The organism is Sutcliffiella halmapala (assembly GCF_050107295.1).
In the GTDB taxonomy this organism is placed as follows: Bacteria; Bacillota; Bacilli; order Bacillales; family Bacillaceae_I; genus Sutcliffiella_A; species Sutcliffiella_A halmapala_A.
The window spans coordinates 19,023-31,285 of record NZ_JBNIKR010000023.1 but is presented as its reverse complement, the minus strand read 5'-3'; the positions used below and the strand labels follow the sequence as shown (position 1 = coordinate 31,285).

6 protein-coding genes, 22 tRNA genes and 2 rRNA genes are annotated in these 12,263 nt (G+C 44.3%); 29 read left to right on the top strand and 1 reads right to left on the bottom strand.

What is annotated here, in order from left to right:
* From ACQCT5_RS22740 to ACQCT5_RS22600, 29 genes are all read left to right on the top strand, one after another.
* Positions 1-234 (top strand): 23S ribosomal RNA (locus ACQCT5_RS22740); the annotation flags it as partial.
* Positions 235-345: 111 nt separating this feature from the next.
* Positions 346-462 (top strand): 5S ribosomal RNA (gene rrf, locus ACQCT5_RS22735).
* Positions 463-473: 11 nt separating this feature from the next.
* Positions 474-549, top strand: a tRNA-Val gene (locus ACQCT5_RS22730).
* A 64-nt stretch (positions 550-613) separates the two neighbouring features.
* A tRNA-Thr gene (locus tag ACQCT5_RS22725) sits at positions 614-689 on the top strand.
* Positions 690-707: 18 nt separating this feature from the next.
* Positions 708-783 (top strand) — tRNA-Lys (locus tag ACQCT5_RS22720).
* An 8-nt stretch (positions 784-791) separates the two neighbouring features.
* Positions 792-872: transfer RNA gene (locus ACQCT5_RS22715), tRNA-Leu, on the top strand.
* A gap of 17 nt (positions 873-889) precedes the next feature.
* Positions 890-964: transfer RNA gene (locus ACQCT5_RS22710), tRNA-Gly, on the top strand.
* A gap of 8 nt (positions 965-972) precedes the next feature.
* A tRNA-Leu gene (locus tag ACQCT5_RS22705) sits at positions 973-1,061 on the top strand.
* Positions 1,062-1,095: 34 nt separating this feature from the next.
* A tRNA-Arg gene (locus tag ACQCT5_RS22700) sits at positions 1,096-1,172 on the top strand.
* A 4-nt stretch (positions 1,173-1,176) separates the two neighbouring features.
* Positions 1,177-1,253, top strand: a tRNA-Pro gene (locus ACQCT5_RS22695).
* Between the two features lie 14 nt (positions 1,254-1,267).
* Positions 1,268-1,340 (top strand) — tRNA-Ala (locus ACQCT5_RS22690).
* Between the two features lie 28 nt (positions 1,341-1,368).
* A tRNA-Met gene (locus ACQCT5_RS22685) sits at positions 1,369-1,445 on the top strand.
* Between the two features lie 5 nt (positions 1,446-1,450).
* Positions 1,451-1,527: transfer RNA gene (locus tag ACQCT5_RS22680), tRNA-Ile, on the top strand.
* Between the two features lie 15 nt (positions 1,528-1,542).
* A tRNA-Ser gene (locus ACQCT5_RS22675) sits at positions 1,543-1,635 on the top strand.
* A gap of 181 nt (positions 1,636-1,816) precedes the next feature.
* Positions 1,817-1,893 (top strand) — tRNA-Met (locus tag ACQCT5_RS22670).
* Between the two features lie 3 nt (positions 1,894-1,896).
* A tRNA-Asp gene (locus tag ACQCT5_RS22665) sits at positions 1,897-1,972 on the top strand.
* 16 nt (positions 1,973-1,988) lie between these two features.
* Positions 1,989-2,064 (top strand) — tRNA-Phe (locus ACQCT5_RS22660).
* A 168-nt stretch (positions 2,065-2,232) separates the two neighbouring features.
* Positions 2,233-2,308 (top strand) — tRNA-Thr (locus tag ACQCT5_RS22655).
* A gap of 22 nt (positions 2,309-2,330) precedes the next feature.
* Positions 2,331-2,403 (top strand) — tRNA-His (locus ACQCT5_RS22650).
* Between the two features lie 11 nt (positions 2,404-2,414).
* A tRNA-Gly gene (locus tag ACQCT5_RS22645) sits at positions 2,415-2,488 on the top strand.
* A 3-nt stretch (positions 2,489-2,491) separates the two neighbouring features.
* Positions 2,492-2,568: transfer RNA gene (locus tag ACQCT5_RS22640), tRNA-Ile, on the top strand.
* A gap of 25 nt (positions 2,569-2,593) precedes the next feature.
* A tRNA-Asn gene (locus ACQCT5_RS22635) sits at positions 2,594-2,668 on the top strand.
* Positions 2,669-2,673: 5 nt separating this feature from the next.
* Positions 2,674-2,764 (top strand) — tRNA-Ser (locus ACQCT5_RS22630).
* A gap of 17 nt (positions 2,765-2,781) precedes the next feature.
* Positions 2,782-2,853: transfer RNA gene (locus ACQCT5_RS22625), tRNA-Glu, on the top strand.
* Positions 2,854-3,474: 621 nt separating this feature from the next.
* Entirely contained in the window at positions 3,475-5,364 is a 1,890-nt protein-coding gene (glgB, locus tag ACQCT5_RS22620) for a 1,4-alpha-glucan branching protein GlgB (RefSeq protein ID WP_499645375.1), read from the top strand.
* Positions 5,364-6,518: a glucose-1-phosphate adenylyltransferase gene (locus ACQCT5_RS22615; protein ID WP_499645373.1), complete on the top strand. Its 1,155-nt coding sequence runs from the start codon at positions 5,364-5,366 to the stop codon at positions 6,516-6,518. Before glgB ends, ACQCT5_RS22615 begins: the two co-directional genes overlap by 1 nt.
* A 30-nt stretch (positions 6,519-6,548) precedes the next feature.
* The gene (locus tag ACQCT5_RS22610) at positions 6,549-7,574 is read left to right on the top strand and encodes a GlgC family sugar phosphate nucleotidyltransferase (RefSeq protein WP_499645370.1); all 1,026 of its coding nucleotides are present in this window, start codon (positions 6,549-6,551) and stop codon (positions 7,572-7,574) included.
* Entirely contained in the window at positions 7,571-9,022 is a 1,452-nt protein-coding gene (glgA, locus tag ACQCT5_RS22605) for a glycogen synthase GlgA (RefSeq protein ID WP_499645368.1), read from the top strand. Before ACQCT5_RS22610 ends, glgA begins: the two co-directional genes overlap by 4 nt.
* Positions 9,012-11,417 carry a glycogen/starch/alpha-glucan phosphorylase gene (locus ACQCT5_RS22600; RefSeq protein WP_499645366.1) on the top strand — a complete coding sequence of 802 codons (2,406 nt, stop codon included), beginning with the start codon at positions 9,012-9,014 and terminating at the stop codon, positions 11,415-11,417. Before glgA ends, ACQCT5_RS22600 begins: the two co-directional genes overlap by 11 nt.
* A gap of 46 nt (positions 11,418-11,463) precedes the next feature.
* On the opposite strand, the gene ACQCT5_RS22595 is transcribed toward ACQCT5_RS22600, so the two are convergent.
* Positions 11,464-12,192 (bottom strand): lipase family protein, encoded by a 729-nt coding sequence (locus ACQCT5_RS22595; protein ID WP_499645364.1) that lies wholly within the window; start codon positions 12,190-12,192, stop codon positions 11,464-11,466.
* Between the last annotated feature and the right edge of the window lie 71 nt (positions 12,193-12,263).

The window sequence follows — 12,263 nt, the reverse complement described above, 5'->3', positions numbered from 1 at the left end:
CCGGGATGGACGCACCGCTGGTGTACCAGTTGTCTTGCCAAAGGCATAGCTGGGTAGCTACGTGCGGACGGGATAAGTGCTGAAAGCATCTAAGCATGAAGCCCCCCTCAAGATGAGATTTCCTTTTGCTTCGGCAAGTAAGATCCCTGAAAGATGATCAGGTAGATAGGTTCGAGGTGGAAGCATGGCGACATGTGGAGCTGACGAATACTAATCGATCGAGGACTTAACCCAAAAACAATGAACGACACTTGTGAATCTTGGTAAGAAAAACGTTATCTAGTTTTGAAGGAATATAGCAAATAATGCTTGATTTTCTTTCAAATGTTTATATAATATTAATAGTCTGGTGGCGATAGCGAAGAGGTCACACCCGTTCCCATACCGAACACGGAAGTTAAGCTCTTCAGCGCCAATGGTAGTTGGGGGCTGTCCCCCTGTGAGAGTAGGACGTTGCCAGGCTAGATATATTCGGAGGATTAGCTCAGCTGGGAGAGCATCTGCCTTACAAGCAGAGGGTCGGCGGTTCGATCCCGTCATCCTCCACCAAGATTTTTTCACGCAGTGAAAATAATTAACTATTTTTCACACAGTGAAAAGAATATATTTTCTTGCCGGTGTAGCTCAGTTGGTAGAGCAACTGACTTGTAATCAGTAGGTCGTGGGTTCGACTCCTATCGCCGGCACCACTTTTCTCAATATCTTATGTGCCATTAGCTCAGTCGGTAGAGCATCTGACTTTTAATCAGAGGGTCGAAGGTTCGAGTCCTTCATGGCACACCATTTATCTTGCGGGTGTGGCGGAATTGGCAGACGCGCTAGACTTAGGATCTAGTGTCTTTGACGTGGGGGTTCGAGTCCCTTCACCCGCATTTTAATTTTATAAGAAGCGGAAGTAGTTCAGTGGTAGAACACCACCTTGCCAAGGTGGGGGTCGCGGGTTCGAATCCCGTCTTCCGCTCCAACAGACTTGCCGGGGTGGCGGAACTGGCAGACGCACAGGACTTAAAATCCTGCGGTAGGTGACTACCGTACCGGTTCGATTCCGGTCCTCGGCACCAGATTTTCTTCGCAGAAGCAAAATAACTTTCATAAGCGCCCGTAGCTCAATTGGATAGAGCGTTTGACTACGGATCAAAAGGTTAGGGGTTCGAGTCCTCTCGGGCGCGCCATTTACGGGGAGTAGCTCAGCTTGGTAGAGCACTTGGTTTGGGACCAAGGGGTCGCAGGTTCGAATCCTGTCTTCCCGACCATTAAGATTTCATTTGGGGCCTTAGCTCAGCTGGGAGAGCGCCTGCTTTGCACGCAGGAGGTCAGCGGTTCGATCCCGCTAGGCTCCACTTATAGATATATAAACTTCACTTTTTTGGCGGTGTAGCTCAGCTGGCTAGAGCGTACGGTTCATACCCGTGAGGTCGTGGGTTCGACTCCCTCCGCCGCTACCAAAAAAGGACCTTTAGCTCAGCTGGTTAGAGCAGACGGCTCATAACCGTCCGGTCGTAGGTTCGAGTCCTACAAGGTCCACCAGAAATTCTTATATTCGGAGGAATACCCAAGTCCGGCTGAAGGGATCGGTCTTGAAAACCGACAGGGGCGTCAAAACCCGCGGGGGTTCGAATCCCCCTTCCTCCTCCATTATATATAAGAATGATCAGAATTTTATATTTGTTTTTATTGTCGCGGGGTGGAGCAACGAGCATAAGCTTCTTGAAATCACTTCGAGTTGTACCAATCGACTCACATCTCTGATTTAGCTTTTAGAGGTCGGGACAGTCGGTTGAAAAAAGCATAAGTATTCTAACTTAATTATTATTGTCGCGGGGTGGAGCAGTCCGGTAGCTCGTCGGGCTCATAACCCGAAGGTCGCAGGTTCAAATCCTGTCCCCGCAACCAAATGGTCCCGTGGTGTAGCGGTTAACATGCCTGCCTGTCACGCAGGAGATCGCCGGTTCGATCCCGGTCGGGACCGCCATTTTTAACTTAATAGTGGCTCGGTAGCTCAGTTGGTAGAGCAATGGACTGAAAATCCATGTGTCGGCGGTTCGATTCCGTCCCGAGCCACCATTTTTATATTAACGAACATTAGCCGGTGTAGCTCAGTTGGTAGAGCACGAACGAATAAGCTTCGTAGCGAATCATCAGCGCACAAATCGAGCTGCTTCCTGAATAATCCCACTGAGATTTGGGTGACCATTCAGATACTGTGCAATGTTAATATTATACTTTAAATTAGCCGGTGTAGCTCAGTTGGTAGAGCAACTGACTTGTAATCAGTAGGTCGTGGGTTCGACTCCTATCGCCGGCACCAGTTCTAAAAAAATAGTATTATGGCGGTTGTGGCGAAGTGGTTAACGCACCTGATTGTGGTTCAGGCATTCGTGGGTTCGATTCCCATCAGTCGCCCTTTTTTTTTTGCGGGTGTAGTTTAATGGTAAAACCTCAGCCTTCCAAGCTGATGTCGTGGGTTCGATTCCCATCACCCGCTCCATATGGGCCTATAGCTCAGCTGGTTAGAGCGCACGCCTGATAAGCGTGAGGTCGGTGGTTCGAGTCCACTTAGGCCCACCATTATTTACTATATTGGATGTACCGTTCCACCATAGCTCAGCGGTAGAGCATTCGGCTGTTAACCGAAGGGTCGTAGGTTCGAATCCTACTGGTGGAGCCATATTCGGGGAAGTACTCAAGTGGCTGAAGAGGCGCCCCTGCTAAGGGTGTAGGTCGTGTAAGCGGCGCGAGGGTTCAAATCCCTCCTTCTCCGCCATTAAAATTCAATCATGCGGCCCGTTGGTCAAGCGGTTAAGACACCGCCCTTTCACGGCGGTAACACGGGTTCGAATCCCGTACGGGTCATCAAAAAGTTGTGGTATTTTTATAAATATCATGGCTTTTTTTATTGTGCAAATATGTTTGAATAAGCCTTTCTTCTCTTTACGTTGTAATAATGAATATGATAATTTGATCTTATATTATTTGTTGATCCCCGGATTTTCTCATTATGAACGATATCAGTCCAATTTAATTCCTTCTAAAATAGCTGCTCTTGATTCCCCCAAAAAACTCTTCTAACTTATTTTTGTACCCCGTATACTACCAAATAAAACCCAAATTCAAATAATAATTTTATTATATTTGTATAACTTCTTATGTGTAACCGCTTCCACCTTCATACAACCTTCTTTTTCTCTAAAAAACTTTTCGACAAAATCTCTTATAAAACAATTGAATATCCTGTCATATTTTCTTTATTGTAAACCCTTACATTTATTCAGTCATATCAAGAACTCTGAAGGGATGGCAATGGAAGCGGTTTCCGTAATATAGCGTATTTTCGACAAAATAACGATATATTGTGAATTTTGTAATTTCATGTCTAGCGATTGGTCCTTGTCGTAAAAAGGAGAATGGTTTAAAAAAGAGAATAGTAAAGTATAACAATAATCTTTTTGAAACTATTCCGAAAGGGTGACGATATTGATTGCAACGAGCGCCACTGATTTTCAGCTGCACCTATTTCATGAAGGGACCTTGTATAAAAGCTATGAGCTATTTGGTGCACATGTAATAAAGCACCGGAAAAAGGTTGTCGGCACCAGATTTACCGTCTGGGCACCTCATGCAACGGCGGTCAGGCTGATTGGGACCTTCAATGATTGGAATGGGAAAGAATACGCATTGGAAAAACTTAATAATGAAGGTGTCTGGAGTATTCAATTGCCAGAAGAGTTAACTGGTCACCTTTACAAATATGAAATTGTGACAAAAGAAGGGGAAGTGTTACATAAGTCAGATCCATTTGCATTTCATGCAGAGGTCCGTCCTAAGACCGCTTCCATTGTCTATGACCTGGAAGGATACAAGTGGAAGGATCAAAACTGGCGTAGACGGAAAAAGAGAAAGCTAGTGTATGAGAAGCCGATGTTCATTTACGAATTACATATGGGCTCATGGAAAAAGAAAGAGAACGGAGAGCTTTACTCCTATTTGGAGCTAATTGAAGAATTGATTCCCTATGTGAAAGAACATAAATTTACTCATATAGAGTTGTTGCCATTGATTGAGCATCCTTATGACAGGTCTTGGGGATATCAGGGGACAGGTTATTATGCTGCAACGAGCCGCTATGGCACTCCGCGTGATTTAATGGCTTTTATTGATGCCTGTCATCAGGAGGATATCGGGGTAATACTGGACTGGGTACCTGGACACTTTTGTAAGGATGCCCATGGGCTTTCCATGTTTGATGGCACTCCAACCTTTGAGTATCAAGCCTACAATGATCGGGAAAATGAGGTGTGGGGAACGGCCAATTTCGATTTGGGGAAGCCGGAGGTAAGAAGCTTCCTGATTTCCAACGCGATGTTTTGGATGGAGCATTTCCATGTAGATGGCTTCCGGGTGGACGCTGTTGCCAATATGCTGTATTGGCCCAATACGCAGGAAGTACATGCGAATCCTTTTGCACAGGAATTTTTGAAAAAGCTGAATGAAGCGGTTTTTGAATTCGACTACAGCGCACTGATGATCGCGGAGGATTCAACGGATTGGCCTTTGGTTACCTCTCCTACTTCTGTAGGCGGACTTGGATTTAACTACAAATGGAATATGGGCTGGATGAATGACATTCTCCGCTATATGGAGGCTCCTCCCGAGCAAAGGAAATATTTACATGACAAGGTCACCTTTTCCATTGTTTATGCCTTTTCAGAGAATTTTATTTTACCTTTTTCCCATGACGAAGTAGTCCATGGAAAGAAATCTTTATTGAATAAGATGCCAGGGGAATACCAGGATAAGTTCAAGCAGCTGAGGCTATTGTATGCTTTCCTGGTCGCCCATCCAGGCAAAAAACTGTTATACATGGGAAGTGAGTTTGGCCAGTTTGATGAATGGAAGGACCTAGAGCAGCTCGACTGGTTCCTTCTTGAAGAGTATGAAACACATCAGCAGATGAATCTTTATGTAAAAGATCTGCTTGCTTTCTACCACAGTCAAAAGGCTTTATATGAACTGGATCATTCACCTGATGGATTTGAGTGGATTGATGCAGATAATCGGGATCAAAGCATTTTCTCGTTTGTTCGAAAAGGGAAGAAGCAATCGGATACGCTTGTGGTCTTATGTAATTTTACCGGAGCGTCCTATGAACAATATAAAATTGGTGTTCCACTTTTAGCGGATTATGAAGAGGTGTTCCAAACTGATCATGTACAGTATGGGGGTACAGATATCGTAAATACTGAGGTGATCAGTGCGCAGGAAGGTGCATATCACGGCAAGGAGTTTCATATGATGGTCAATGTTGCGCCTTATGGAGTGAGCATGTGGCGTCCTAGGAAAATTCGAGGGGAGAGTAATGGGTGATGATGAAGAATAAATGTGTAGCAATGTTACTGGCAGGAGGAAAGGGAAGCCGATTAAGTTCCTTGACTAAAACACTTGCAAAGCCAGCTGTACCGTTCGGAGGGAAATATCGGATCATTGATTTTGCATTAAGCAACTGCACCAACTCCGGGATTCATACGGTAGGCGTTTTGACACAATATCAACCACTTGTATTAAATTCATATATAGGAATCGGGAGTGCTTGGGACCTGGATCGTAAAAATGGAGGAGTGACCGTTTTGCCTCCATATACGGAGTCCTCCGGTGTGAAATGGTATACGGGAACGGCAAGTGCCATCTTTCAGAACCTTAACTACTTAAAGCAATATGAGCCGGAATATGTGCTTATCCTATCGGGTGACCATATTTATAAAATGAATTACGCGGAAATGCTGGACTATCATATTAAGAAGGATGCGGATGTTTCCATATCCGTGGTGGAGGTTCCATGGGAGGAAGCAAGCCGCTTTGGAATCATGAACACGAATGAAAAGCTCGAAGTGGTGGAATTCGATGAGAAGCCGGCCAACCCGAAAAGCAACCTTGCATCCATGGGAATCTATATTTTCAAATGGTCCGTTCTGAAGGATTATTTGGAGATGGATGATCGTAACCAGGAATCCAGCCATGATTTCGGAAAGGATGTCATTCCTTTGCTGCTTGAAGAGAATAAGAGATTGGTAGCCTATCCTTTCGAAGGCTATTGGAAGGATGTTGGGACAGTCAAAAGCTTATGGGAAGCCAATATGGATCTATTAAAAGAGGATTGCGAGTTGAACTTATTTGAATATGACTGGCGTGTATATTCAGTTAATCCAAACCAGCCGCCTCAATATATTGCTCCATGTGCGGATGTAAATGATTCCCTTGTCAATGAAGGCTGCTTCATCGAAGGGAAAGTCGATCATTCTGTACTTTTCCAGGGAGTGAAAGTAGGGAAAAATTCCGTTATCCAAAACTCTGTCCTGATGCCGGATGCAGTGATTGGCGAAAATGTCTATATAAATAAGGCGATCGTACCTTCCGGACTGGTGATCCCGGACGGAGTTGTCATATGCCCCGAAAAAAATGAAGATGAAATCATTTTGGTTACGGAAGAAATGATGGAAAAAGGGATTTTCTCTATATCGTAAATAGAATACGCCAAAGGAAGGATGAGAATCATGAATAAATCTATGCTCGGAATCATTGATGCGACCATTCATAATGAAGAGATGAAGGAGCTTACGTTAAAGAGATCTATCGCGGCTGTTCCGTTTGGAGGCCGTTATCGCCTGATCGATTTTGTATTATCCAATATGGTAAACTCGGAAATTCAAAGTGTGGCAATCTTCCCTCGTTATCAGTACCGTTCTTTGATGGACCACCTGGGTTCAGGCAAGCAATGGGATCTGGACCGAAAACGTGACGGCTTGTTCTTTTTCCCAAGTTCTGTAGGAGAAGTAGACGGAAATACAGGATCATTTCAGCATTTCAAGGAGAATGAGGATTTCTTCCTGAGAAGCACGCAGAAGTATGTGGTTATCTCAAACAGCTATACGGTGTGCAATATGAATTTCAAGGTGATGCTTGAGCGCCATTTGAATAACCGCTGTGATATTACACATGTTCTTCATCAGGAAAAGTCCATGGACTTATTTATTTTAGAAAAGGATTTGCTGATAAAGCTTTTTATGAACTATGAAAAAACAGGCTATGGAAGCATAATGGATGTAGTAGACGATATGAACAGCGGGTATAAGGTCTGTAACTATGAATTTACAGGCTATGCGGCAGTCATAGATTCCATTGAAAGCTATTATAAGCATAGCTTGGAACTGTTGAATCCTACTGTTTGGCAGCAAGTGTTTATGAAGAACCAGCCCATCCTCACAAAGGTCAAGGATGAACCGCCGACAAGCTATGGCAAGGATGCCTTTGTAAAGAACTGCATGATAGCCAATGGTGCCATCATTGAAGGGCATGTGGAAAATAGTATCATTTTCCGAGGTGTGAAAGTAGGCAAAGGAACCGTCATCAAAAATAGTATTGTCATGCAAAAAGGGATTATCGGATCGAATTGTGTTTTAGATTCTGTCATTCTAGACAAAGATGTAAAGGTAGAAGATGGTACGGCTATAACAGGTAAACTTGATTCTCCATATCTAGTAAGAAAAGGTACTGTACAAGGAGCTCTGATGAATTCGTGAAGGTTTTGTTTGTCGTATCGGAATGTGTCCCGTTTGTAAAATCTGGTGGCTTAGGCGATGTTGCGGGAGCATTGCCTAAGGAATTGAAAAAGCTGGGCACCGATGTAAGGGTCATCCTGCCAAAGTATGGACAGATCCCGGAACCATACAGAAAGAAAATGAAGAGAATCCAAACCACTTATGTGGCTGTCGGCTGGAGACATCAATATTGTGGAATTGAAAAATTGGTCCTGGATAATGTCACCTATTATTTCATTGACAATGAGTATTACTTTAAGCGCGATTCCTTGTACGGTCATTTTGACGATGGGGAGCGCTATTCCTTTTTCTGCAGGGCGGTTTTGGAAAGCATGACGGCCATCGATTTTGTTCCAGATGTTATTCATTGCCATGACTGGCACACGGGAATGGTTAATTTCCTGCTTGAAAATGAATACAGGAAAAATCCGCGCTTTGAACATATTCAAAGTGTATTTACTATTCATAATCTGCAATTTCAGGGTATATTTCCGCGGGGTATCCTGCAGGATCTGCTGGGAGTGGGGGAGCATTTCTTCACAACTGACCAGCTTGAGTTTTATGGGAATGTCAATTTCATGAAGGCTGCACTAGTTTCTTCCGGTCTGATTACAACGGTAAGTCCGACGTATAAAGATGAAATCCAAACCACATTTTTTGGGGAGAAGCTGGATGGAGTCCTGCGCTTCCGCGGTGATGACCTGATCGGCATCATTAATGGAATCGATGATGAAATGTATAATCCAGAAACGGATGAGCATATAGGAGCCACTTATCATGCGTCCAAACCGGAGGATAAGAAAATAAACAAACAGGCGCTTCAGAATCTATGTGGATTGCCCGTTAAAGAGGATATTCCCATCATTGCAATGGTTAGTCGCCTGACAAAGCAAAAAGGATTGGACCTGGTGACGCGAGTGCTGCATGAAGTGCTTGAGGATGATGTTCAGGTGGTGGTATTGGGAACGGGAGATCATCAATTTGAAAATTATTTCCGTGAATTGTCTTATCATTATCCTGAAAAAGTAAGGACCTTCATCGGATTTGATGAAGCACTGGCTCATCAGATATACGCAGGAGCGGATATGTTCCTCATGCCGTCCCAGTTTGAACCTTGTGGATTGGGTCAATTGATTGCCCTCAGGTACGGGACCATTCCGATTGTCCGTGAAACGGGCGGCTTGAATGATACAGTGCATTCCTACGATGAATCCACGCTTGAAGGGAATGGTTTCAGCTTTACGAACTTCAACGCCCATGACATGTTATATACCATCAGACGGGCCATCACGATCTATCAGCAACCGGAAGTATGGGGCGGTATCATGAAAGAAGCCATGGAGCGCGACTACAGTTGGGCGAAGTCCGCTTTCAAATATAATCAGCTATATTCAACATTGATTGCGAGGAGCGGAGTACATGTTCTCTAACAAGGAAAAGTTTAAGGCAGCCTTTTTGAAAAAGCTTGAGAGTATGTACGGGAAAAGCTTTCAGGAATCCACTTCAAGAGATCATTATCATACACTCGGCAATATGGTGCGCGAATACATAAGCTCCGATTGGATTGCGACAAATGAACGTAATCGTGCTGCCAACGATAAGCAGGTATACTACCTTTCCATTGAGTTTCTGTTGGGAAGGCTTCTAGGAAACAACCTATTGAATTTAGGAATCCAGCAAGTAGTGGAGGAAGGGCTCAAGGAACTTGGCCTTGAACTGTCAGCCATCGAGGAGATTGAAGCGGATGCAGGTCTTGGTAACGGCGGACTAGGACGGTTGGCTGCATGCTTCCTGGACTCTTTGGCTTCTTTAAACCTCCCAGGACATGGCTGCGGTATCAGGTATAAACATGGATTGTTTGACCAGAAATTTGTAGATGGCTACCAAGTGGAATTGCCGGAGCAATGGCTGAGACACGGAAATGTGTGGGAGGTAAGAAAACCTGACCAAGCAGTGGAAGTTCATTTCTGGGGCAGGGTGGAGTCCTATATGGAAGGGGACAAACAAAAATTCAGGCATGCAAAGGGAGAAGCGATTACTGCAGTTCCCTATGATATGCCAGTCATCGGATACCAGACAAGCACAGTCAATATGCTGCGCCTATGGAGTGCGGAGCCTGCCCCTTTCCCAACAAACAAGGACATCATGCAATACAAGCGGGACACAGAGGCTGTATCCGAATTCCTTTATCCGGATGATACCCATGATGAAGGGAAAATATTGCGCTTGAAGCAGCAGTATTTCTTAGTGGCAGCGAGCATTGGGAGTATTGTTCGTTCGTATCGTAAAAAGAATGGTAGTTTGGTAGATTTCCATAAAAGAGTGAATATCCATATCAATGATACGCATCCTGTACTTGCCATCCCTGAGTTGATGAGAATACTGTTGGATGAAGAGGATATGAGCTGGGAGCAGGCGTGGGATATCACTTCACAAACCATCTCATATACCAACCATACAACCCTTTCCGAAGCACTGGAAAAATGGCCCGTGTCCATATTCCAGCCTTTACTGCCAAGGATCTTTATGATTGTAGAAGAGATAAATGAGCGCTATTGTGCAGAGCTATGGAAGAAGTACCCTGGGGATTGGCACCGCATAGAGGAAATGGCGATCCTTGCACATGGTCTTGTGAAAATGGCCCATCTTGCCATTGTCGGTAGCTTTAGTGTGAATGGCGTAGCAAAAATTCACACAGAAATTTTAAAGAATCGGGAAATGCGTTTATTTTATGAAGCCTTTCCGGAGAAGTTCAATAACAAGACAAATGGGATAACTCATCGGCGTTGGCTATTAAAGGCCAATCCACAGCTGACTCAATTGATACAGGATACGATTGGAACAGGCTGGATCAAGGATCCCACACAGCTTCGTCAGCTTGATGTTTATGCAAACGATTCCGCCTTTCATGAGAAGCTGGATAGGGTAAAAAGGGAACGCAAGCTTATCCTTGGTGAGAGGATCAGAAAGCAGACCGGGATGATCATAGATCCCGACAGCATCTTTGATGTTCAGGTTAAAAGGCTTCACGCCTATAAACGCCAACTGCTGAATGTATTTCATATCATGTATCTCTACAACCGATTAAAAGAGGATAACGGCTTTCACATTCATCCTCGTACCTTTATTTTTGGTGCGAAGGCATCACCGGGATATTATTATGCAAAACGTGTCATTAAGCTGATCAATTCCTTGGCTGATAAAGTGAATAATGATCCTGCCATTGGAGGCCGTTTGAAGGTGGTCTTCCTGGAGAATTATCGGGTGTCGCTTGCCGAGGACATTTTCCCGGCAGCCGATGTGAGTGAGCAGATCTCTACAGCAAGTAAAGAGGCCTCAGGTACCGGCAACATGAAATTTATGATGAACGGTGCCTTAACGATCGGAACTTTGGATGGAGCCAATATTGAGATCAAGGAAGAGGTAGGCGAAGAGAACATGTTCATCTTCGGGCTTACAGCAGAACAGGTGCTTAACTATTACCAAAATGGGGGCTACCGTTCGAGTGAGTACTACCATCATGATAAGCGGATTCAACAAATATTGGAGCAGCTGATAAACGGCTTCTTCCCTGATGTGGATGATCATTTCGAACCAATCCATGACAGCCTCCTGATGCAAAATGATGAGTATTTTGTACTGAAGGATTTCGCATCCTACATTGATGCCCAGGAGAGGGTGGATAATGCCTATCGGGATCGGAAGGCTTGGCTGACAATGAGTGCGAAGAATATCGCGCATTCCGGTTTCTTCTCCAGTGATCGGACAATTAAACAGTATGCAGATGAGATTTGGGGACTGGAACCGAGTTTTAGTCGAAAGTAAAAAGGAAGAGCATTGTTGCTCTTCCTTTTTATTGTCTTCGGAAAGATCAAAGCTTCGTCCTCATCGCTTCAATGTATGTTTCAATGCTGTGATTTTTTACGATGGAGCCTTTGCGCAGCAAGAATCTGGAAGGGGTTTGGGTGTGCTTATAGTGCCATGTCTTCTTAGTAATGGGTCCAGTCACTTTGGTTGGCGGGACAAAAGGAACGATATCCGCAAGGTTTACAAAGCGGATGGAGGCTGGTACATGTTGATTGAACTCTTTTGCAAAAGAAGGATTTCCCACTCTCGGAGCAGCATAACTGTACATATAGATGGAAGAAAAATTGGAATGGAAGGAGCAATCCAGCGCATGAAGTGCGGCAAGCGCCCCGCCCAGGCTGTGGCCGGTGATAAAAAGTATTTTATCTTTGGCTAGAGGGGCCAAGCCATCCAGGACATCCTTTCGGAGGGATTCATAGATGGAGAGGAAGCCGCCGTGGACAAGTGGTTTTGCGGGACAATACGGAAAAGCTTCCTGGTAGATTTCTGCATCAGAGATCCAATCAGGGTCTGTTTGAGTGCCCCTGAAAGCAACGATGATGGTTTCATCCGATTCCATAATGAACCCAAACCATTCTAGACTATGAAAAGAAACACCTTTAAATTCTTTCACCACTTTAAAACCATATGGAACGGAAAATATCCCGTTCTGGAGGTATTGGTCATAAGCCATCTGGCAGCACTCCGCCAAAAAAACAGCCCATTCCTTAGAAAGGATTTCTCGGGTATACATTTGTCATATCCCTCACTTTACAACAAAAATCGTGATAGTGGTCTATGATAATGTATTGAGTGTTTCCAAAA

Coding starts and splice junctions, on each gene's coding strand:
- ACQCT5_RS22610 (WP_499645370.1), top strand. CDS start 6,549: ATGAATAAATCTATGCTCGGAATCATTGATGCGACCATTCATAATGAA.
- ACQCT5_RS22595 (WP_499645364.1), bottom strand. CDS start 12,192: ATGTATACCCGAGAAATCCTTTCTAAGGAATGGGCTGTTTTTTTGGCG.
- ACQCT5_RS22615 (WP_499645373.1), top strand. CDS start 5,364: ATGATGAAGAATAAATGTGTAGCAATGTTACTGGCAGGAGGAAAGGGA.
- ACQCT5_RS22600 (WP_499645366.1), top strand. CDS start 9,012: ATGTTCTCTAACAAGGAAAAGTTTAAGGCAGCCTTTTTGAAAAAGCTT.